Consider the following 22,119-nt stretch of genomic DNA (forward strand, 5'->3'; position numbering starts at 1 on the left):
GGCCCGATAGGCGTCAGCAAACGCGGCGAGCGTTGACGTACGATCGCGCAGCTCTGGATCGCCGGCGGCAAACAGGTTCCGCGAAGCTCTGGCTCGACAAGTTGCGGCAAGACGGCATGCCAATGGTGCGATGGTCGCACTCGCCAACAGGAATCGTCTGGTCAACGCTCTCGAGTGTTGCCTGTCAACCGGACTGTCGGTGAAAGCACCTGGAGAGCGGGAAGGAGGGCGCACCCGGATGGCGCTACTTCGAACGAATTGTTTGAGGTTTTGGCCGACTGGAACACCCAGCTTGAGCACCTGAGGCCTGAAATGCGCGAAGGAGCTGGCCCCTAAGTTTTCATTCCGTGCGAGGGATCAAAGATCGCCGCACACAGAAGAGGCAGCCTAAGGAGCGTCAGCACTTGCGCCGGCCGAAGGGCCGGGACGCGGGACTGGCTGCAACGACGAGATCGGTTAAAAGGGCAGCCGGTAGGATTGTCAGCATAGCGCCGCCGAAGGCGGGACACGGGACCGACGGCCCCCGACGAGGAGTGCCGCTTTCCCGGCTAGGGATCGTCACCCACCTGGGCCGAAACACCTTTGAGGTTCGGTGGCGGCAGTCATAGAGCCCGTCCCGCATAGGGGGCCATGCAAAATAAGGACTTCGCTCCATCTGGGTATTTATCGGTCATTTATTGGGTAAAGCCGTTTCTTGATTTTTTGGGTATTTTCAAAGGGGCTTGGCGGGCCTTGGCACGCTCGCGCCAGAGCGCCTATCGGCTTTGCGCCGTGTTGCGATCATCGAGAGCATTGGCTCTTCTACTGAAACAGGTTCAGCAACATGTCACCGAACTGACATGCGCCGTCATGAACACAGTCACGCATATGGGCTGGCAATTTCCAGGTTCGCCAGGCCCCGGGAATCCCATCTTTGAAAAGTAGCCAAAGCCTTGTGGTGTGCGCAGACCTCGATGAGAGGGAGGGAGAGATCCGCTTATGCGTGTACCGGTGGCAAGACGCCGGCGGCATCTAATCCGCGCAGGCTTGGTCAGGGCTCCAAGGGGCTCGAAGGCCCTTTGGTTCGTCTTCATGTGCGAAATCATGATGCGGGGCCAAGGCGGCATACGCCTTGGCTGCGATCCAACGGCAATCACGTTGGTCTGGGCGGGGTCTTGGGAGGGGCAGGAATGCCCCGCCTCCAAGCGCGATGAAACGGCGGACGTTTCGATGGTGTGATGAGGCTCGATGCCGACAGAACCGCAAGGCCGGAAGGGTGCACGGGAAACGCGACAGCGGATTTCCCTGCCAAGGTTGCGATACTACACCGCACATCCTTGCAATGCGCCTTACGCAAAATGGCAGAGGTGGGGGAACGGTCACCCCGTCGCTTCCGACCCTGATATGTGGAGCGGAAAGGCTTCGGCCGACGTCTGGGGGCCGTTGAGGTGGAAGTCCGCGAAACCCCCTCGAGGCTCGCGGCCCTGAACATCGAGCCCCATGAAGACGCCGGATATACCTAAGCAGAAGTGACCATCGCCCGGACCCGGCTAACTTGTCGCAATCGGGCGCTCTTATACGTCCACATATAGGATCAGCTTGACACCACAGAAGCGCACAGTGTCTCCAAATCAACTTCGACAATTTTCATCAGAAAGCGGAAATCGGCTTTCGGAAGCGGGCCAGCAGGCAGTCTTCATTGATCGACGCGCCCCGGCACTCGATGCACTCGATCTCGGTCAACGATTCGTTCAGCATGGCGATAGTGGTCTCTGCACCAGCAGCGTGCCCCCAGCGTTGGCAATTGGCGTCACGTGCCGACCCGAAAACCAGGTGCCCGCCTGGCGCAAGCAGGCCTACCAGGTTGCGGACTGCTGCGCGGATCTGAACGAGGTCTCCTACGTAGTAAAGAACTTCCGCCACGACGATCAGGTCGAACAGCTCATCACTCGAAAATTGTTGAACATCGGAGATTATCCACCTGATGTGCGGCGGCTCCTTCATGCGTAAACGTGCTCGCGTAATCGCTGGCTCCACGACATCGATCACAGTGAGCCGCTGGCAAATGGGGGCTAGCCGTTCCGTAAAAGCGCCAGCAGCGCACCCGACTTCGAGCCCATTTGCGACAGGACCTTGCGCAAGTGACAACCGGAGAATTTGCGTGTGGCGCTCCCGCTCGAACGGGTTGCCATCGAGCCGCCATGGATCGTCTGCGGCCATTTCTCGATTCAGCAGTTCATGATCGATTTTATGGGTCAAATTCCCACCTCGCTAAGGCAGCAATCACCGGCGCTGCAAATGCCGTCAGATGTCGCTAGCGTCGGGGACCCGGGCACACCAATCTGAGAAGCGGGGCCGCTTCCTGCACCGGGCAGACCTGCGGGCCGAGGCACTTGATTTCGGTCACGCTCCTAATAGGGTCCGCAGGATTGGCAAAATTGATTGTTTGGATGATAACCATCCACGCCGTAAACACATCGAAGGCGGAATTGGGCGTGGCTGGGACCACGTCTGGGTGGCGCCGGCCGACAAATTTCTCACATCGAACCAAACTCGCCAGCCTGTTACGACGCCAGCACGCTGACGATGATGCTATGATGACTGCGGTTCACCGCCTCAGCATGGCCGCAATGCCATGACGGACAAAGGGAAGATGCTGGCCGAAGCGCAGCCCCACATGTCTTGCAAGCCGTGCCGCCGGGTGCTCGCTTGAGTAGAGTCCGACGAGAATATTCGTAGCATGGTAGAGCGGCGCCGCCGACAGGCGCAGTCGGCTTTCATATCTGTGGAGCATGTCGGGATCGGCAATGTCGCGACGGTCGCGCCATGCTGCCAGGATACCACGGGCGAGTTGCCTCTGGCCGCCGAGGCCGATGTTGAAGCCATGCGCGGTCACCGGGTGCATGCCAATGGCAGCGTCGCCTATCAATGCGGCGCTCGGCGCCCGGAACATGTGGGCCCAGGTGGTGACCAACGGATAGATATGGCGGCTGCTTGCCAAGCTCATGTTGCCGAGGCGCCCTCGACAGCGCTTCGTCAACTCCATCAGGAACAACTCGTCGTCGAGGGCAAGCAGTCCGTCGGCCTCGTTTGAGGGCAAAGTCAAAAGCAGCGACGACATGCCTCGCGCGAGGGGCAACATCGCTATCGTCTGATGGTGGTCCAACCATTCGATCGCGATCTGGTGGTGGGGGCGCTCGTGCCACACCCGGCAAATCAGCATTGAGCTGCCAAGCCGATTGATATCGGCGCCGATGCCGAGCAGATCGCGGGTGGCGGACAAACGCGAATCGGCGGCAACGAGAAGCCGAGCGGTCAGCTGCCTGCCATTGGAGAGCGTTACGACTGCTCCCTGATGGCTGTTTGTTGCACGCGCGACCGAGTGGCCGCACAGCAGCCGGGCATGGCCCTGCAAGCGGATGATCTTGAAAAGGGCATCGCGGATCCGGCAATTCGGAACCAGAACGCCCAGTGGTTCCGTGGATCCGTCGGGGGAATCGAAACACAGCGCAAAAGGACTCGATCCGTTGAGGACGCGTGCGCCTTGAAGCGGTGACTTGTCCGAAGCGGGGATAACATCCCAGGCGCCGAGCTCGCGAAGGATTCCAGTCGAGGCGTGGGTGAGCGCGATCTCGCGACCGTCGAAAGCCGCACTTGCCAGTGTTTGCAGGGACTGCCCTTCGACAACCGCCAGTTTGAGCTCGCTGTGGGCAAGCGATGCGGCGAAGGAAAGTCCGACCGGCCCGGCGCCAACGACAATGATGTCGAAGCTGTCGTCAAAGCCGGCCATCAGCGTGCCGCCAGCGCGTTGGCTATCTTCGTGAGACGTTGCTGGAGTCGAGCCGCATGTCGCGCATCGATTGCGCTGCGATCCAGTGCCCGCCGCATCGCCTCAAGCGGGTTTCTCACGTCGGTTCCTGGCCGGTGAATCGTCATTTGCCCGCCGTATGGTCTGGATTGTCAAGACGTTGGGAGCGACGATCAGGCTGTCGGTCAGCACATGCGTTTTCCCTTGAAGGACTGTCGATCAAACCACGCCGACGAGGACATGGCCTTGATCTGGGTCAGTCGAGGCGGGACCGGCGTCAGATGACCTCGATCCAATCCAGTCGTGTGCCAGCTGACCCCATGACGACGCAATGGCACCAGCTAAGGGGAACCAGGCGCGTCTGGTCCGGGAAGGGTGTTTCAGGACTTTTGCGATATCAGCGAATGACCGGCTCGCCATGGAAGCGCCGGCGCGAGGGCAGCGACACGCCGAAGCCGACTTCCATCATCAGCCGTGGCGTGCGCGAAGGCACGGTGTATATGGAGCCAAACGGATCTTCGACGAAGCCAAGCCGGCTTCGCCGGTCAGCGTGATCGGGCTGTCATCGCCTCGTTTTCGCATCAGCCAGTATTCCAGCGGCAGGCAAGCGGGGCGGCGGCACTCGAAAGAGCCGCCGCCCGGCTTGGCACCTATTCGCGGACGAACAGCGGCTGGACCCCGGCCCATTGATCGACCGTGCGCCCAGTCGATGCTCAGATTGGTTGCCGACCGCTTCGACCACGGCGCTGCCAGCCTCGAGCGTCTCGGCCATGACAAGACGTCGTCGTCGCAAAGTGCGAGCAAACGGGCGAAGACGGTGGCGAGGGCAAAGGCGTCGCCATTGCCGCCGGCTATCGCTGTGAGCGCTCGATGACGGCGCCCCACAGGATCAGGATATTGATGCCGGAATAGCGCCGCTGGGTGGCTGCATTCCTGGGCAGGCCAAGGGCTGCCTTTGCCCTGCCCCAGGGCTTGACCCATGGCACGGTGCCGCGCTCCAGTTCGGCAACGATACGGTCTGTGATCTCCTGATAGAGGCTGGCGCCTGAGCGCCCGCCCTTGCCCGCGCCAGCCTCTCGGCTGCCGGAACGCTTGTTGTTTGCACGCATTGTCTGGTCCTCCGTTCGCCAATTGCGCCCTCCCCCGGAAGCGGGGTGGGCGGCGAAAACGACCGGAAAGGCCCGCCGTCGGAGGCGGACCGCATCCGAAGGACCGGAACGAAGAGGAGGACCCGAAGCGAAGCGAAGGGTTGCGGGATGCCGCGGCTGGCCTAGAAGGGAGTGCCGCCCACCCCGCTTCCGGGGAAGGCCACCACAAAATCGACGCCGGCCGGCTGGCCGGCGACCGTCAGCAGCCGACAGGCTGCCCGCGCCAGGGGGCGAATCCGGATGGCCGAGACCGCCTGAGCCTGCCGAAGAAGAAGCGGGCTCGGTTCACGAGCACCCGGCACGCGTCGTCAGGCGCGCGGGCGCCGTCAAAGCTTAGGCCAAATTGCCGCTTCCCGCGGATGCGTGGATGCCATGCCTTGCGCTGCGGTTATTAGATCGCAGGGCTCAACGCTCGGTGCCCCCGCCAGGCGTGCGGGCGAGAAAGGCGCTGAACAGGAATTCTCGTTCCAGGAACGGTCGTTCCTGTTCCATAACGCGGTCGGCAGGTCGACAGGGGCCCGTCGCTCGAGGTCCTATGCGAAGTGCGGTTACACATCCTGACGCAGCCAACCGCCGTTTTGAAGAGAAAGCCGGGATGCCTGCGTGCCAGCCGCTGATGCGCCATCTGAAACTCCCCGACCTGTTCGGCGCTGTCGACCGCATGCCGACGCTTGGCACGTTGTTGGGTAAGCGAAAGTTCGAGGGTCTTTAATCCATCCACCGGCGAAGTGTTGGCAGAGCTACCCGACATGGCCGCTGAGACGCGCACGGCGATCGACAAGGCTTATACGGCGCAGGCTGGATGGGCGGCGTTGACCGCCCGGGATCGCCGGGACTCGCTCTGGCGCTGGCATCAATTGATCATCGACCACGCCGACGACCTCGCTGCCATCCTCACAGCTGAGATGGGCAAGCCGCTTGCCGAAGCCAAGTCGGAAGTCTCGCATGCGGCGGCATATCTGCAATGGTATGCCGAAGAGGCCAACCGCATCTATGGCGAGACGATCTTCCCGCCCTCGACTGACCGGGGCATGCTGGTGGTCAAGCAGCCAATCGGCGTTGTTGGCACGATCACGCCATGGAATTTCCCGGCTTCAATGGTGGTGCGCAAGATCTCACCGGCTCTGGCGGCGGGCTGCACTGTGATATTGAAACCTGCCGCACAGACGCCGCTTGTTGCAGGCGCAATGTGCGCGGCCGGCTTTCCCGAAGGCGTCGTCAACCTGATCTTTGCTTGCAAAGGCGATGCCGTCGGCCGCACACTGATCAACCGATGAACTTGATCCACAGGCGCTTGAACCATGCGACGATGGCCTTGAGCCCTTCGGCTGGGCGCCGCGCTTGAGAAGGCGGTCATAGGCACGGCCGGCTTCGATCTGCTCGCGAGACATCTTGCCGGCCCAATGGATCGATGATGACTGCCTGCAGGTACTGCGCTGGATGTATGACCGGCGCGACCTTTCCGAAGTGCGGCCCGACCTCGCCCAATGGCTGGCCAAGTGGGAGACGCGCTGCTGCAAGCTGTGCCAGTGGGTGGAGGACAACATCGAGGAGACGCTCACCTTCAACCGGCTGCCACGCGAGCATCACAAGCGCCTGAAGAGCACCAAGATCCTGGAGCGGCTCAATCAGGAGATCAAGCGGCGCATCCATGTGGTGCGCATCTTTCCCAGCGCTGAGAGCTGTCTGCGGCTCGTCCGCGCGCTCGCCGTCGAAACACACGAAAACTGGCTGGAGGCCATGCGAATCTCAACATGGAGCACCTGGCCGAGGACAAGAAGGAGATGCTGCGCAAGCTGGAGCAGCCCAAGGCCGCCTGACGGCGGCGGGCGGGCTGGGCGCATGCGTTACTTGAAGACGCCGCGCCTGACCCGCCAACACCGGCGACCGTGATCGCAAATTTGCAGAAGACTCTGGACAGAACTCCCAAACTGCATCAAAAATAGTCAGAGCTAGATTATGGAAGCCGATTGAGATGGAGGAGAGGGGTTACAAGCCTTTGTGCAGTTCTCCCAAATTTTTCGAAATCGAAGGGCTTACCTGCGTCCCGTTTAGCCATCGATTCCGATCGTTTTAGCTTCATCTCACGACGGGAATAGGCGCAGAGAGGTCTGGCCCTGGTGCAGAAATTACTGCCGGTACCACCGAAGTGAAGGGGTCGAACTACTTTGTCTAGCGCCAAATTGCTGACGGAACGTCCGGCGCCCATTGTTGCTGCATGCCTCGATTCTTGGGGCGGTCTGGATGACGCCATCCACCATCTCACTCCAAAGGGCAGTGGAATCTGGAACGATGTCGCTTTTGTCCGCAAGACATCCTTCACGCCGGATTGGCATATAATCTTTAACTCTCCTTCTGTTTTTGGACTTCCTGTTGATATCGAGGCGAGCCCGAACAGGACAATTTTTGCGATCGGCGAACCGCCGACGAAAGCTCATCGCGCCCTCCATCTAGGGCAGGGGGAAAATACCATCGTTTTGACGTCTGACGCAGAGTTGGTAGCCCAGCAGAATGCAGGGCGTCGGTTCGTCTTGTCTCCACCTATCACTCGGTCTTGGTCTGTAAGAAAGTCATATGACCAACTTCTGGTCAGCGAAGTCGTTGACAAGCCGCGTCGGCTCTCATGGATTACCAGCAACATCGCCCTGCTTAAAGGACATCGATATCGGCTGGCGTTTTTGGAGCGGCTGAGAGAGGAGATCGAGTTCGACCTGTTCGGCCGAGGTTTTCACCTGATTGGAGATAAATGGGACGCACTTGCACCTTACCGCTACAGTATAGCTTTCGAGAATACTAGAGCTGATTACTATTTTACAGAGAAGCTTATGGACTGCTTCGTTGCTGAAACAATGCCGATCTATTACGGCAGCCCGGCAATCACGAGGTTCTTTCCGCCGGATTCAATGGTTCTGATTGATCCAGAGGACAAGAACGTAATTCAAAAGATCCGAGAAATAATCAACTCGGACCTCTGGAAGGAACGTCGCGATGCAATACGAGAGGCGAAGCGGTTGGTACTTGAGAAGTACAATATATTTGCTTATCTCGCGGGCTTCATCGAAAGCGTTCAGGACAAGCCTTTGCCGCCTAAAGTTATGCACATCGGTACGCCCGAGGTCGATTTTGGGGTCGACGAATGAACTGCAAGGTTTCGCTTCGCGCGCCCGGCGGTTGGTGGTCTGGCAGGGGTCCGTACGGAACACTCGGCGGAGAATGCCTCGAGCATCTTCGATTAACACAGGGTCGGTTTGGGAATGACGCGAAGATCCTGTCTGATTCACTGTCCCCGTGATTTACGAGGATGTGATGATGATGAGGAGCCCAACGGCGGACCTTCGTGGGCGCGTGATTGCGGCCATTGAAGTCGGGATTCGACGCGGGAGGCGACGCGTCGCATCCGGATCGGTATTTCGATGGCCGGGAGTTGGTATCGCCGCTATCGCGAGACCGGCCAGATGGAAGCGCGCAAGCAGGGCCAGCCGTCGCGTTCGAAGCTCGATGCGCATGAGGCCTTTATTCTTGGCCTCATCGAGGACGCGCCGGACATCACGCTTGCTGAGATCGGGGAGCGCCTTGCCGCCGAGCGTGGCGTGCGGGCAGCGTCGTCCACGGTCCGGCTGTACCTCGACCGGCGCGGCATCACGTTTCAAAACAAGACGGCGCACGCCGCCGAACAGCAGCGCCCCAATGTCCTGCGCCGCCGCAGAACCTGGTTCGATGGCCAGCTCGATCTCGACCCCGAGAGGCTGATTTCCGTCCATGAGACCGCAGCATCCACAAAGATGGCGCGGTTGCGTGGCCGCAGCCTGCGCGGCGAACGATGCCGGGCGGCCGTTCCTCACGGCCATTGGAAGACTACCACCTTCACGGCCGGCCTGCGGCTGGGCGGCATGGCGGCGCCAATGCTGCTCGATGGCCCTATCAATGGTTGTGCCTTCCTCGCCTACGCCCAGCAGGTCCGCGCACCCGAGCTTCGCCCCGGCGACATCGTGGTCATGGACAACCTGCCCGCCCACAATATCAGCGGCGCGCGCGAGGTGATCGAGAAGGTTGGCGCGGCTCCTGTTCCTGCCGCCATACTCGCCCGACTTCAACCCGATCGAGATGGCTTTCTCGAAGCTCAAGGCTCTCCTGAGAAAGGCTGCAACCCGAACCATCGACGAACGTCGGTCGTGGCCAACTGCCTCGCAGCTTTCACGGCCGAGGAATGCAGGCACTATTTCGAGGCAGACGGCTATGACCCCGGAATAAGTCGAGTCTGCTCTAGCTGCGCAAGCGGGCCGAGACGGGCGCACGACAATCGTATGCCACCGGGCTGCTGCTGATCAGGCGAACTGGGGAAGGCCGGGAACGGAATTGAGGACCTCGTCCACGAGTTCGTCGCCGGCATGTTCCTTGGCGAAGGCGATCGTCTCGTTAGCAAGGCCGGCGATATTTCCCAGGCTGAGACCCTCGTTCATCAATTGCTGGCCGAAACCCACCACGCCGCCTCCGGCGAGGACGCTGCCGCTCTCTGCGTCCTCACCATCATGCTTCGCCACTAATTCCGAAGCTCCGGGAATGGCCTCGATCATGCGCGCAGCGGGACCGTCGGCTGCCTCGCGTTGCAGGAAACCCAGCATCATGCCAACGGCCTTGTCTGCGAGAGCCGGGTCGACGCCGACATTGGTGGCGATGCGTGATACGAATTCTTCCAAGGCAGGGCACCTTTCGTTTTATTGAGGTCAGAATGATTAGCTATGTTTGTCCCGCTCAAATGGTTGAGCGCAGCGCCAGTCTACGCCTCCGCAGTCTTACGCAAAAACCTCTCAGGTATTGGTCCACCCTCTTGGCTACTTCCATGGACTTCACGTCTACAAGGCGCTGAAACGGCACCGCAGCAATGATGGTGGTTACAAGTACAATGACGACAGTGCTACTAGCCGCAATGGCATGCCCCCATTGGATAGTCCAGAGATAGACAAAGCACCCGAGGGAACAAAGGACAGGGAAATGAAGAAGGTAGACCGAGAACGACAATCGACCTAGGAGTGGGAAAAAGTATGACGAGAAGGCTCGCTGAAGCGATGGAAGCGCGAGAACGCTAGCGACAAGGAAGGCTGCACCGACGCAGTGCATTGCGTCCTTCAGGGGATTAAAGTCGATTGGGGAGAGTTTGATGATCGGCTCATACAAGATGGCGTTTGAGAAGCCGCCAAGATAGATGGCAGCAAGAAAGATTACGATCTTAGCTTCGTGAGGCCATTTCGCTGGAGAAACGCGAGTCAGGAGGACGCCGACCCCGAACGACAAGGCGAAGGGCAGGTAAGCTATATGGACCGCAAAAGAGAGAGCCGCGGCAAAAACTGTGACGAGGGCGAAGGTGAACCACCTCGCAGCGAAGGCGAACATGAAGGCTAAGTATGAACCCACGAGCTCAATGGACATCGTCCAGAGTGGTGAATTGAGTTTGTTCTTACCGAGAAATAAGGACTCATATAGGGCCTCCTGGGCGATGGTCGCGGCCGTAATTGAGCTAGGGTAATACCAGGTCAGCCAGACCGAGCCCGTGAGTGGGGCAACTTCAAGATTTCTCATCAGCCCCATGGCAAAAATGGTACCGGCAAAAACGATTGAAGCTGCGATTGGAATGCCGAGGCGGGGTATCCGTCGGATTGCTCTGGATACAAGCACCGACGCATTTCCAGTGTCAGCAAAAGACTTGGTAAGGACGAAGCCGCTTAGAACGAAGAATACACAAACCGCAAAGCTTCCGTTGATAAGCATGCTGAATGGGGGGAGAGTTAGAAGCTGAGCAGGCCATCCGATTTCTGGCCACGCTGCTTGCGCCAACGGGTACATGGTTTTGAATATCCCTGGCTCGACAGCGAAGAGGGCGTGAGACAAGAGGACGCCAACTGCAGCCAGCCCCCTCAACCCCTCTAAAGCAATAAAACGCCCAGATCCGGCCTGCCCCGCCGCCATTCCGTTCATGGATACTCTGCCCCTTATGATGCGCCGGTTTCGCCTTGGTCTTCCTACAAAGTCCACGCTCGTGAACGTGAGCTGGAAAGCACGGGACATTGGCTTTCCTGTACGGCGCTATGCAGCATCATGACGGATGGGTAAACTTGATTGTTTGGATATAATGCATCCATGGGATGGATATGCGGGCCATGCCCACCGGCGACAGCCGGTCCTGGATCTGACACTCGGCCTGATCGTCCGAGAGACAGTAGAGCGCCTGCAGCACCATGATCTTCAACATCATCACCGTATCAAAGGGCGGCCGTCCGCCCTTGGCGCCATCCGCTCGATGAGCATCGTATCTTCGTCGAGTGGGCCAAGCCCCGGGCCGGCGCAAAGGTGAAACGCGCGCAAAGGCGCTCCTTCGATCGCCGACGGCGACATGCGGCTCCGAATCTGATCGACCGGTTGCTGCAATGACGGCTCCGCTGGTCTCTCGTTCCACCCAGCAGGACCGCAACCGTCTGTTCCTGGTGAAGAGCGAGAAGAAGGACGCGGTGACGCTTATTGCCGAGGCGACCTTATCGCACGCCCTGAAGCCGTTCATCAAACGCTCCAATGCCCGGATCGCCGTCTGGACAAGGCCGCACCCGAGCGGGCCCGGCAGCTCGCCCAGCAGCGATGGCTTCCAGGTTCTGCAGATCGAAGTGCGGCGCCTGGGCACCGAGAACGCCGCTCTGCTGAAGCGTATCCTCGAAGCCGAAACGGAGGTCGATCGCCAGAGGCGTCACAATGCCCGCCTCGTCGCAGAACGCGAGGAAGTCCAAAGCCAAAACGCTGATGCAAAAGGCCCCGACGGCCCTAACCTGCGAAAATGGCCAACTATCGACCATTCGGCTGTAGCATTAATATGGTTCCGCTTCCGTTCCGTCACATTGTGCGGCAGGTTGCTTTGAGCCAGCCTATAGCAAACTCTGAATCTAGTTTATCCGACAGAGCCGAGGGCCGACTTCCTCGAACCCGTTCCGCAGATAGAAATCGAGCGTGCGCTTCCATTTTGGTTGCCCGGGCGCTCCAACCTCAAGTCGCTTCCAACCACGAGCACGGCTTTCCTGCGAGGCGACCTCAAGCAGATGAGGGGCAATCCCTTTGGAGCGCATGTCGGGTCGAACATACAGCTCCGAAATGTAGCCGAACCTGCCTCCTGCATAGATCGCCGTGCATTCATTCAGCACCATGATGCCGACCGGCTCGTCATCTGCACTTGCGATCACAGCGACCCCGCCGGCGTCGGCAAGCACCGTCTCCGCGCTTTGTCTGACGACGTCGGGCGTGGGCGCTTTCCCGCCCGTGAGTTCATCGAGTAGCGCGTGACTGAAACGGCCGACCGTCTCTGCGTCCGTTGCGTTGGCGCGGCGAGTAGATATGAAAGGAATATTTTCTCCTGGTAGTGATCAAAATCCCGATTCATGCTGCCATCCGCGCAGGTCCGACTCATTCTTTTAAGTAACTCGGACTAATGAACAGCATTTTTCGTAAAAGATATGATAATGCCAATCGAGCCAAGCCAAGCTCACCGCATAGGCGGTCACCTGCCACTGCCATCCCAGAGCATCAGGATGATCGCGCTGCGCGACAGCTTGGCGAGCTGCAGACGCGAGCGACTGGTTCAGGGCAAGCCGCTTCGCCATCAACGAGACCCGCTGCAGCAGGGTTGTAAATGCCCGCACCATGGCGCCGCAAATCCGCGCTTGTGGCGCCATGACGTTGAGGCGAGTGAGTTCGGCGCTAACAACGCCGACTGAATCCGATCGGAAGGTTGCCCGACCGCGCCGAAAAGGCGCGATCTTGGATGGCGACGCGATCGCCTGCGGATAAGCGCGAGTTGACCGTCGACGTCCGCCATTTCCGTTTGCACCGCCTTGGACAAGGACTGCCCCGGGGCATGATGCGGGCCTGGTTGGCGTCCGTGTCGAGGCCAGGTTCGTAGGCAGCGGCTCCCGTGAGGTTGAGCAGTTCTAACTCGTGGCTTGAGTTGACGGCGCTCACGCACAGCCGTTCCAGGTGCGCCCCGTTGTGCGGCCTTCCCATTGGCTTGGCCAAGCTTCTGGGTGATCCTCTGCATCGCCGGTGGCAGAGAGGTCCGGTTTGCAACGTTAGCACAGGCCAATATTGCGGCCCCCTCTGGGCATGTATGCGTCCCTGTTTGGCCTGACTGAGCCAGCTTGCACCCGGTCGGACATGCAGTCCAACCAGGATGCGCGCATCCACGTCAAGCCCCATGAAGGCGGAGAAAATCCTCGTATGTCGCTTGCAACCCGGCACCAAGGGACGTTTTGGCTTTCCAGCCAAGGTTACGCAAGCGCGTTACGTCCAGTAACTTGCGCGGAGTACCATCTGGCTTCGTCGTGTCGAATACCAAATCGCCCTTCCAGCAGACCGCCGCCTTGACGAGTTCCGCCACCTCGCGAATTGTGACGTCCTCGCCAACGCCAACATTAATCAGGGGCGCAGTGTCGGGGGCAGTTAAGGCGTCAAAATCTGAATCTGGCAGGCCAAGCAGGAACGCAATGGCATCGCCTACATCCGACGAATACATAAACTCTCGCCGAGGGTTTCCGGATCCCCAGACCTCCACCGAGGAATCGCCGTTCATTTTAGCTTGATGAAACCGGCGTATCAGGGCGGGCAGAACGTGGCAATTTTCGGGGTGATAATTATCGCCGGGACCATATAAGCTGGTCGGCATCAACGCGAGATAGCGCGCCTTGTACTGCCGGTTGAAAGACCAGCATGATTCGACACCTGCGATTTTTGCCAAAGCGTAAGGACGATTAGTCGCTTCAAGCGGACCGGTGAGAAGGTATTCCTCCCGTATCGGCTGCGGACAGTCGCGTGGATAGATACACGAGGAGCCAAGAAAAATCATCCGTTCGACGCCGGAAGCGTGAGCGGCATCAAAAACACTGACTTGAATCGCGAGGTTGTTATGAAGGAAATCGACAGGGGAGCTAGCGTTCGCCAGTATACCACCAACCTTTGCGGCGCACATTACGACGTAATCAGGCCGCCGCGACATGAAGAACCTGCGCGTCTCGCTCCGGTCAAATAGATCCAGTTGGTCGTGAGTACGTGTTATTATCTCATAGGAACCTAAAGCCTCGAGGGCTCTCATTGTGGCGGATCCAACAAGGCCGCGATGGCCTGCCACATAGACTTTCTTCATCTTTTTGTTTTCCATTGATAAGGCTCTGGACTTTCCTTAAGAAGACCACAATATCACTGACAACAAGCCAGCATGGCGCCACCATTATCAGCATAACTCTCGTGGACTGTGTGAATAATAACCCTGCTTCATCAGCACTGCGTCACGCTCTGCCATGCGCAAATCTTCCCGAACCATCTCCCTAACCAATTCGATGAAGGAGATTTTGGGCGCCCACCCAAGTTTTTCTTTGGCCTTGCGGGCATCGCCGAGAAGTGTCTCGACTTCTGCAGGACGAAAATAACGGGGATCTACTTTTACGATCAGAGCTCCCGTCTTTGCATCGTACCCCTCTTCGTCGACCCCTTCCCCAACCCAACGAACATCGATGCCGAGTTCAGCGGCCGCGACGGTGACGAATTCGCGCACCGAATGTTGCTCACCGCTAGCAATAACAAAGTCTTCAGGTTGCTCCTGCTGCAGCATCAACCACTGCATCTGGACGTAGTCTCGAGCGTGCCCCCAATCGCGACGCGCATTAAGGTTGCCCAGGAATAGAGTCCGCTGCATTCCAAGCTTAACCCGAGCCAGGGCACGCGTGATTTTGCGCGTTACAAATGTTTCACCGCGCGCGGGTGACTCATGATTAAATAAAATACCGTTACATGCATACAAATTGTAAGCTTCTCGATAATTTACGGTGATCCAGTGAGCATACAATTTGGCAACAGCGTAGGGTGATCGGGGGTAGAACGGTGTCGTCTCGGTCTGTGGCGTTTCCCGCACCAGCCCGTAGAGCTCAGACGTCGAGGCTTGGTAGTAGCGCGTATGCTCGACGAGCCCCAGGATCCGAATTGCCTCGAGGATACGCAGCGCACCCAAGGCATCGGAGTTCGCGGTGTATTCAGGTTCTTCAAAGGAGACTGCAACGTGGCTCTGAGCTGCCAAATTGTAAATTTCGTCCGGCTGAACCAGTTGAATGACGCGCGTAAGGCTGGACGAATCTGTCAAGTCCCCGTGGTGAAGTGTAAGATCAACGCCAGTTTCATGAGGGTCATGATAGAGATGGTCTATACGGCCCGTATTAAAAAGAGACGATCGTCTCTTTATCCCGTGCACAGAATAGCCCTTTTCTAAAAGCAATTCTGCGAGGTAAGAACCGTCTTGGCCCGTGACCCCGGTGATTAAAGCGACTTTTCTCTTTGACAAGCTTGAATCCTTTTGATTTTGACGCGCCCAAGAAAATACTCGCCTGCGGCGGGATTGCGTGGCGAAAAATGGGGCGCATTGGCAGGGCGAACGGGGCCTCTGCGCGAAGGCTAGGGAGAGTTCGAGCGGGCTGCCAACCCTTTCATGGAGCCGGGGAACGTTCGAAAGAGTTATCAATCAAGATCAAACGACGCGGGTCATTCAAATCGAATTCGACAATTCGTGGCACGAAGAGGCGGGCATAGCGTGTGAAGGCGCTAGTCGGAGGAAAGCGAATTACAGTGTCGCATCTACCGAGGAGATACATCTCAACGAGAGCGGAAAAACCCCCGTCGGTGCCCAGTGCTGCACTGTGTAAGGGGCCGGCCTGATCCGCTTGGAAGCGTTTTGGGACGGTGAAAAGTTCGGGAAATACGCCCGACAAGTGATCAACAACCTGGGCGCTGTCTGTACACAAGAACACCCTTACAGGCCTTGGATGCGGTTGCGCTTTGGCCATACGAATTGCAGTGCATACCTGCTCTAAGGCAACCTTTGGATCAGCCCAGTAAGGTGCGTGATCCATAATACCTTCGCCGTTGCCGTGGCGGACATGGACTCCAATTATGCTGCGCCCGTCAAAATGTTCCTGGTAGAGCGCTTCAATCCGATCCTCAATTTCGACCCTCGGTCTGATGCTCCGAAATATCGTTCGCTCGGCTTGCTCATCGCAGCGCCACATCAAGCAAGCATCACACACTACCGTGTTGGCTTCACAATCATCTTGGGCCTGGAAAAGATCGTTAAGCTCGTCACGTTCTTGGAAAATCTGTTCATCCGGACGGTACACGCAGTCGATGGATGGCTTGTTCCACCACGACGGGAAGAAGGGACCGGGGAATGAGACGTGGTTGATCTCGTCATCGCAAATGACCCGTACACCACCGATCTCTTCAATTGGCTTGAAGAAAGCCGGAAAGGCATTCGCAAACGGGTTGTCGAGGTAACAAGAGCCGCGCCAATCTATTGCTAAAGCCCGTCCCGTCCGATGTGCGTAGTCCCATGCCGACGCGAGAGACCACAGGCAATCACCGAAACCCGTGCGCCGTCGAGAAACAACGAACCGATCCATCCTTGAGCCATCAACAAGCATCTAAATTGCCTCTTTCCAGAACACCACAAGCCTCAGCTTTGCTGCTGTCTTTGAGGCAAGCGCCTGCGCAATTCGGGGAAGCTTGTCCTGCTGCGCCAATGCGATGTAGCTTGCGTCGATCGCGGAAGTGCCTGGCCGCGATGGACGCGCGCCTGGACGGGTCTTCGACGCAGACCAGAGAATGCTCTTCGGAGCCAACGCAAACATCAACCACTTCCCTAAGCCTTACATCCTTGAATTCTTTCTATGCAACGTGCCGTACCATCGGTAAAATCGTCTGTTTCGATGAAACGCATCCACGTCATGGATAGCTAGTGACATGGGTTCCAGGGCGTTGACCTGAACCCTCTCGTTGTGCGTCACAGCTAATCCCAGCGGAACCTTACGGCGGCAGCACGCAGCATGACCCACGTCAGCCGGCCATGAGCGCGGCCGCGACGACGACATCCGAACGGAGCCGTTGACATGACTTCACTTGCACCACTTCCTCAGATCATCATGGAGCCCATCGTGCGCCGTGACCTGCTGGAAGACCTGGGCAGAGCCGGCGATATCACGAGCGATGCAATTATCGCCGCCGATTGCAAAGCCAAGCTTTCGCTTAACGCGCGCCAAGCGGGCAAGGCTACGGCCGCGTTTGTCGAAGCGATATGCGGTCAGGCGCCAATCACCGCTTCGCGCTCGACGACGCGGTGCTCATCAAGGACAACCACATCGGCCATTGCCGCGACATCCCCACCGCAATCGAGCGGGCGCGTAGCGTCATAGGTCACATACAAGATCGAGGTAGAGGTGGACAGGCTGGACCAGCTGGAGATAGCCCTTACAGTGGGCGTCGACGCCGTGCTCCTCGACAACATGTCGGTCGAGGAGCTTGCGCAGGCTGTGGCTATGTCGGGCGCCGCGCGATCACCGAGACCTTGGGCCGAGTAACGCGGGCGAGCGCCCCGGCAACTGCGGCGACCGGCGTGGATCTCATATCGATTGGCTGGCTTACCCACAGCGCGCCCATTCTCGACATCGGTCTCGCGCTTGGCGCCGGCGCCATCACCCGGCACTTCAAGATGTTCATAGCTCCGGACCGTTCCGAACGATCAGGGTGCCGGATGGCCACTCGCTCATCGAGCGTCCAATCGGCACAACCACTACGAGCACGTCCTCCACGCGCGTGGGCGGCAGGTCGAGATACACATCTGCGAGAGTGGACCGCACGCGAACGCCCGACACAATCGCCGCCAGGCCGTCTCTGCAGAACCTTTCCATATGGTTCCGCATCGCGTGCCGAACGGTGCCGAAAGCGAATGGAACCCCAAGCTGCTGCAATACTGGATATACAACGCGCATTGAATGACTGATCCCTTGTCCCTCAAGATCCGGACGCACCCCGTACAACCCCAGGTCGGCCACTAGGAGCTCGACCTCGTCAACCTTGATGAAGCGGCGTAGTATGCCGATATGAGCCGCTACGCCGTGCGCGTCGTAGCTGATTGCGCGGAGTTCCGGCCTCGCACCGGCCCAGCTACGGCCGTCTTCGAATGGCTCTGAGTTGAAGGCCCCAGTCGGTCCGTAGGTCTTTCGGAAAAACTCGGAGAGTTCGACATGATCGGCCTGTTGCAACTCATTTTCCCAGCACAACATCCACCGCACGTCAGAGCACATGGAAAACCTCATCTTTGTTGCTATTTTGTTGGGGAAGCGCCTAGCAGGGGGACGCTTGTCGAATCGAGCCGGCTCGATGTAGCTGGCGCACCGAAGAAACTAGCCGCAATGAACATGCGACCCCGTTGTGTTCCGAGCACACCGGAAGGCGCACACCAGAACAATACTGCTCTGAACCAATGCAAAAATTCGATAACTAGCTATGGCTTACATCTTTGAAATCTTACTATGCGACGTTCTGCGGCATTGGCAAAATCGTTTCTTTGGATTAATGCATCCACGCTATGGATAGGAAAAGACATGCGGTTCAAAGAACTTGATCTAAATCTCCGCCCACGGCGGCCTTGATCAGGAGGCTTCGACCCGGCCAGTTGCCTGACCGACCCGCTCGTCAGTTGCCAGACCAACCGACTGCTATGGGTGCGAACCTTCCCCCACTGTTGATAGCCGTCATCGGGCCGCACTGAACTTTTCACGCTAAATCATCGCCATGCCGCCATTGACGTGAATGGTCTGGCCGGTGACATAGGCGGCTTCGTTGGAAGCGAGGTAGGCGACGGCGGAGGCGACTTCGGCGCTGGTGCCCATGCGCCGTGTCGGAATCGCCGCCATGATTGCCTCTTTCTGCTTGTCGTTGAGCTTGTCGGTCATCGCCGATTCGATGAAGCCCGGGGCGACGCAGTTGACGGTGATGTTGCGCGTGGCGATCTCCTGCGCCAGCGACTTGGAAAAGCCGATCATGCCGGCCTTGGAGGCGCAGTAGTTGGTTTGGCCGGGATTGCCGGTGACGCCAACCACAGAGGTGATGTTGATGATGCGGCCATGCCGGCGCCGCATCATTGGATGGGTGAGTTCGCGGGTCAGCCGGAACACGGCGGTCAGGTTGACCTCGAGCACCGAATCCCAGTCGGCGTCCGCCATGCGCACGAACAGCCCGTCCTTGGTGATGCCGGCATTGTTGACGAGAATGTCGACGCCTTCGAGATCGGCCTCGGCCTTCTGGCCGAGCGCCTTGACCTCGTCGCGATTGGAAAGGTTCGCCGGGAACAGCTTGACCCGGTCGCCGAGCTCGGCCGCCAGCGTTTCCAGCTTCTCGACGCGGGTGCCGTGCAGGCCGACGACAGCGCCCTGCGCATGCAGCACCCTGGCGATAGCCTCGCCGATGCCTCCCGATGCGCCTGTGACGAGCGTCTTGCGGCCGGTCAGATCGAACATTTATCGATTCCCTTTCTAAGGACCGGCTTCGCACGGGAGCGGTCACTGGCGGCCCTGCGCCTTCCAGACATTATCGGGTACAGCTTTGGACAGGCCCTCGAGCCGAACTCGAAGGGCCTCGCTAAACCTTCCGGGTAGCGGTACGTCCAAGTCGCTTCAACAGTTGAGAATTTTGAAAAAAACGGACCCCGGCTCGTCCAGCTTCCGCTGCCACTTGGCGCATTCCCCGAGGCGGTCCAAGGCGACGTCCTTTACAATCGTGATCCGGCCATACGAGAGATAGAGTTACTGGAGGCATCTCGAATGGCTTCTACACCTGCTTGAACGCCAGAACTGCGTTCATGCCGCCCATGGCGAAGGCGTTGCTCAGTGCCACGCGCACCTTGCGCTCGCGCGCCCCATTGGGCGTGACGTCGAGATCGCAATCGGGGTCCGGCTCGCGATAATTGGCGGTCGGCGGCACGACGCCCTCCTGGATCGCCATCACGGAGGCGATCATTTCAAGTGCGCTCGCTGCGCCGAGGCAATGCGCGTGCATGGACTTGGTGGACGAGACAGACATCGAATAGGCATAGTCTCCGAAGACGCGCTTGATTGCCGCCGTCTCGGTCTGATCGTTGGCCTTGGTGCCGGTGCCATGGGCGTTAAGGTAGTCCACGTCCTCGGCATTCAGCCCGGCGTCGGCAAGGCAAGCGCGCATCGCGGCCTCCGGCCCCTCGATAGACGGCGCGACGATGTGGAAGGCATCGCCGGAAAGGCCGATCCCTGCGATCTCGGCAAGCATTGTGGCACCGCGCGCCGCGGCATGCTCATAGCTTTCCAGCACGGCCATGCCCGCACCCTCGCCTATCACCACTCCCTTCCTGTCGGCGGAGAAGGGCCGGCAAGTATCCGGAGCGAGCGCGCGCATTGCTTCCCATGCCTTCATCTGAAGGCATACGAGCGGCGCTTCGGCGCCCCCGGCAAGCATCACGTCGGCCCGGCCGAGCCTGATCTGATCCGCCGCCGAAGCGATCGCATGGTTGGCTGATGCGCATGCGGAGGCGATGGCAAAGACCGGGCCGCGCAGGCCGAGGCTCATGCTGACCTGGCTGGCAGCGGCGCTCGGCAACCCCCTTGGTGCAGTGTAAATGCCAGCACGCTTCGCGCCGCCCAAAAGGAGGGCGCGGTAGGTGTCTTCAACCGTTCCCCAGCCCCAGCCGCAGACACCCACTGTCGCGCCGAAGCGATTCGGATTTCCCTGATCGCAGGAAAGTCCAGCGTGTTGCATGGCTTCGCGCGCTGCAAGCACAGCGAGCAAGCCGACGCGGTCCATGGAGACGAGCTGGTTGCGGCCGATGTCGTGCTCGGGCAGTTCCTTGATCTCGGTACCGACAATGCCCTTCATCTCATGAAGCTCGGAACTGACCATCGGGCGGATGGCGGAGCGGCCTTCGCGCATCTCTTTCCAGATGGAGGCGGCGTTGTTGCCTAGGCCGCAAAGTCCGCCCATCCCAGTAATGACGACTCGCCTGTCCAATCAGACCTCCTTCGCGAGCAAACCGCGGACGGCTTCCACCATGTCGCCGACATTCTTGAGATTCGACCAGGCGTCGGCCGCGTTCATGTCTATCTTGATGTCGTAGGCCTGCTCCACATCCCAGAGGAGATCCGCCAGACCCAGCGAATCGACTCCGAGCGAGGTCAGTTCCGTGGCAGTCGTTATTTCGCCGATGATGGACACACTCTTTCCCTGGCCGCTCTCCGATTCGAGGCGGTTCTTGATCGTGGCAATGATTTCCGTTGCGAGTTGATCAGCCATTCTGTTCCTTTCCATAGCAATGCCTTTTGGCGTGGGTGCGGCGTCATACCTCTGCCAGTCACGTCGCGAAAATCGTCCTGACCAGGCTTGTGCCACTCACCAACAGCAATCGGATTAAAGAGACCTGATGAGTTCCGGTTGGTCTGCGGCGTAGGCATCCAACTGCAACTCATTTTCCAGGGGCAACTTCCATCGCACGTCTGAGCTCATGGAAATTTCACCTTTCGGGCTCTTTTTTTCGCAGTCGTCACACGATAAGGGTAGCGGGCGATCAGGGCGTGTGAGGTGCTGTCAATGCGAGATTCCGGACGATTGATAAAATCGTTTGTTTCAATGAGAGCATCCACCCTGTGGATAGAGATACATTTCAATGAACGGGCAAGCCTCTGGTTGCGGGAGATAATGCTACAGGAGACATCCCGCATGGCTCCACGCAAGAGCTCGGCACGTCTCGGGCGCTGGTAGATGCTCAGCGCCTCACACTCGCTCTCTACGGTGCGACGAAGCGCCCTGGCGGTCGCGGAAGGCACAAAGGTTACCGATTCGCAGGGTGGATTCATCCTGTGGGTCGAGCTTCCGAACACCATCGATTCGCTCGACACTTTCAGGGCTGCATCGCGGCGGCGGCATGGGTGGTATGGGTTTCTAAGGTCTGCGCCTCTCACCAATCTCAAAGGGCGGCAGCAATGCCGCCCCCTTTTTTGGAACGGAGCCGGTCGGAAAAGGTTTGGGGCTTGGTCATCGGTGGTTCCTTCGAATCAGGTTGTGTCAGCAACCCAACGCTACCGAAGAACATCGATGACTGCCGCTACGCCGCTCGCTCGCTTGTATGGGCTAATCTTTGTCAAGGTGATCTTTCAGTCGTTCCGTCTCCTTGTTCAGCTGTGGCGCCCCATTTGTTCCTGCTTTGGCTCCGGGGTTAATTGGGGGCGCCGCGCGCAGTGACGGTCAAGGGTGGGCCTTTGGCCATCGCGAAGCGACTTGCCCTTGATGGTCACGAGCACGGCGGCAGCGTTA

General features: G+C 58.9%; 16 protein-coding genes and 6 pseudogenes. 7 read left to right on the forward strand and 15 right to left on the reverse strand.

Going from position 1 to position 22,119, the window contains the following annotated elements; genetic code table 11:
* Positions 1 to 630 precede the first annotated feature (630 nt).
* On the forward strand, positions 631 to 924 hold the full coding sequence (locus tag AC0L2K_RS29395; RefSeq protein ID WP_163602975.1) for a hypothetical protein: 294 nt from the start codon (positions 631 to 633) through the stop codon (positions 922 to 924).
* 705 nt (positions 925 to 1,629) lie between these two features.
* Here AC0L2K_RS29395 and nodS read toward each other — a convergent pair.
* The 3 genes and pseudogenes from nodS to AC0L2K_RS29410 form a co-directional block, all read right to left on the reverse strand.
* On the reverse strand, positions 1,630 to 2,238 hold the full coding sequence (gene nodS, locus AC0L2K_RS29400) for a nodulation methyltransferase NodS (protein ID WP_095780356.1): 609 nt from the start codon (positions 2,236 to 2,238) through the stop codon (positions 1,630 to 1,632).
* Positions 2,239 to 2,587: 349 nt separating this feature from the next.
* Positions 2,588 to 3,769: a 5-demethoxyubiquinol-8 5-hydroxylase UbiM gene (ubiM, locus tag AC0L2K_RS29405; protein ID WP_473533047.1), complete on the reverse strand. Its 1,182-nt coding sequence runs from the start codon at positions 3,767 to 3,769 to the stop codon at positions 2,588 to 2,590.
* An 878-nt stretch (positions 3,770 to 4,647) separates the two neighbouring features.
* Positions 4,648 to 4,896 (reverse strand): annotated as a pseudogene (locus AC0L2K_RS29410) (ArdC-like ssDNA-binding domain-containing protein); the annotation flags it as partial.
* 634 nt (positions 4,897 to 5,530) lie between these two features.
* Between AC0L2K_RS29410 and AC0L2K_RS29415 the strand changes: the two are divergent.
* The 4 genes and pseudogenes from AC0L2K_RS29415 to AC0L2K_RS29430 form a co-directional block, all read left to right on the forward strand.
* Positions 5,531 to 6,200: pseudogene (locus tag AC0L2K_RS29415) on the forward strand (aldehyde dehydrogenase family protein); the annotation flags it as partial.
* Positions 6,201 to 6,348: 148 nt separating this feature from the next.
* Positions 6,349 to 6,755: pseudogene (locus AC0L2K_RS29420) on the forward strand (transposase); the annotation flags it as partial.
* A gap of 348 nt (positions 6,756 to 7,103) precedes the next feature.
* The gene (locus AC0L2K_RS29425) at positions 7,104 to 8,075 is read left to right on the forward strand and encodes a glycosyltransferase family 10 domain-containing protein (RefSeq protein WP_082982603.1); all 972 of its coding nucleotides are present in this window, start codon (positions 7,104 to 7,106) and stop codon (positions 8,073 to 8,075) included.
* Positions 8,076 to 8,244: 169 nt separating this feature from the next.
* Positions 8,245 to 9,182, forward strand: a pseudogene (locus AC0L2K_RS29430) (IS630 family transposase); the annotation flags it as partial.
* A 78-nt stretch (positions 9,183 to 9,260) separates the two neighbouring features.
* On the opposite strand, the gene AC0L2K_RS29435 reads toward AC0L2K_RS29430, so the two are convergent.
* The 3 genes and pseudogenes from AC0L2K_RS29435 to AC0L2K_RS29445 form a co-directional block, all read right to left on the reverse strand.
* Positions 9,261 to 9,632, reverse strand: a complete 372-nt coding sequence (locus tag AC0L2K_RS29435) for a hypothetical protein (protein WP_065010667.1) — start codon at positions 9,630 to 9,632, stop codon at positions 9,261 to 9,263.
* Between the two features lie 55 nt (positions 9,633 to 9,687).
* Entirely contained in the window at positions 9,688 to 10,998 is a 1,311-nt protein-coding gene (locus AC0L2K_RS29440; RefSeq protein WP_473533048.1) for an acyltransferase family protein, read from the reverse strand.
* Between the two features lie 103 nt (positions 10,999 to 11,101).
* A pseudogene (locus tag AC0L2K_RS29445) lies at positions 11,102 to 11,215 on the reverse strand (transposase); the annotation flags it as partial.
* Positions 11,216 to 11,357: 142 nt separating this feature from the next.
* On the opposite strand from AC0L2K_RS29445, the gene AC0L2K_RS29450 reads away from it, so the two are divergent.
* A complete protein-coding gene (locus AC0L2K_RS29450) occupies positions 11,358 to 11,837 on the forward strand; it encodes a hypothetical protein (protein ID WP_473533049.1) in 480 nt (159 codons plus the stop codon).
* Between the two features lie 24 nt (positions 11,838 to 11,861).
* Here the strand turns inward: AC0L2K_RS29450 and AC0L2K_RS29455 are convergent, their stop codons facing one another.
* The 5 genes from AC0L2K_RS29455 to AC0L2K_RS29475 form a co-directional block, all read right to left on the reverse strand.
* A complete protein-coding gene (locus AC0L2K_RS29455) occupies positions 11,862 to 12,182 on the reverse strand; it encodes a GNAT family N-acetyltransferase (RefSeq protein WP_473533050.1) in 321 nt (106 codons plus the stop codon).
* Positions 12,183 to 12,383: 201 nt separating this feature from the next.
* Positions 12,384 to 12,614, reverse strand: coding sequence for a hypothetical protein (locus AC0L2K_RS29460; RefSeq protein WP_473533051.1), 231 nt, complete (start codon positions 12,612 to 12,614; stop codon positions 12,384 to 12,386).
* A gap of 539 nt (positions 12,615 to 13,153) precedes the next feature.
* Positions 13,154 to 14,122 (reverse strand): GDP-L-fucose synthase family protein, encoded by a 969-nt coding sequence (locus AC0L2K_RS29465; RefSeq protein ID WP_065010672.1) that lies wholly within the window; start codon positions 14,120 to 14,122, stop codon positions 13,154 to 13,156.
* Positions 14,123 to 14,194: 72 nt separating this feature from the next.
* The gene (gene gmd / locus AC0L2K_RS29470; protein ID WP_065010673.1) at positions 14,195 to 15,295 is read right to left on the reverse strand and encodes a GDP-mannose 4,6-dehydratase; all 1,101 of its coding nucleotides are present in this window, start codon (positions 15,293 to 15,295) and stop codon (positions 14,195 to 14,197) included.
* Positions 15,296 to 15,437: 142 nt separating this feature from the next.
* The gene (locus tag AC0L2K_RS29475; RefSeq protein WP_473533052.1) at positions 15,438 to 16,427 is read right to left on the reverse strand and encodes a nodulation protein NodZ; all 990 of its coding nucleotides are present in this window, start codon (positions 16,425 to 16,427) and stop codon (positions 15,438 to 15,440) included.
* Positions 16,428 to 16,892: 465 nt separating this feature from the next.
* Here AC0L2K_RS29475 and AC0L2K_RS29480 point away from each other — a divergent pair.
* Positions 16,893 to 17,455: pseudogene (locus AC0L2K_RS29480) on the forward strand (beta/alpha barrel domain-containing protein); the annotation flags it as partial.
* A gap of 40 nt (positions 17,456 to 17,495) precedes the next feature.
* Here the strand turns inward: AC0L2K_RS29480 and AC0L2K_RS29485 are convergent.
* The 4 genes from AC0L2K_RS29485 to AC0L2K_RS29500 all read right to left on the reverse strand — a co-directional run bounded on the left by AC0L2K_RS29485 (position 17,496) and on the right by AC0L2K_RS29500 (position 21,102).
* Positions 17,496 to 18,086, reverse strand: a complete 591-nt coding sequence (locus AC0L2K_RS29485; protein ID WP_473533053.1) for a NodA family N-acyltransferase — start codon at positions 18,084 to 18,086, stop codon at positions 17,496 to 17,498.
* Positions 18,087 to 18,563: 477 nt separating this feature from the next.
* Positions 18,564 to 19,301: a 3-oxoacyl-[acyl-carrier-protein] reductase gene (gene fabG / locus AC0L2K_RS29490; protein WP_473533054.1), complete on the reverse strand. Its 738-nt coding sequence runs from the start codon at positions 19,299 to 19,301 to the stop codon at positions 18,564 to 18,566.
* Positions 19,302 to 19,611: 310 nt separating this feature from the next.
* The gene (locus AC0L2K_RS29495; protein WP_065008437.1) at positions 19,612 to 20,820 is read right to left on the reverse strand and encodes a beta-ketoacyl-[acyl-carrier-protein] synthase family protein; all 1,209 of its coding nucleotides are present in this window, start codon (positions 20,818 to 20,820) and stop codon (positions 19,612 to 19,614) included.
* On the reverse strand, positions 20,821 to 21,102 hold the full coding sequence (locus tag AC0L2K_RS29500) for an acyl carrier protein (RefSeq protein ID WP_065008438.1): 282 nt from the start codon (positions 21,100 to 21,102) through the stop codon (positions 20,821 to 20,823).
* Positions 21,103 to 22,119: the final 1,017 nt, after the last annotated feature.

It is taken from the genome of Mesorhizobium sp. WSM4817 (assembly GCF_055811135.1).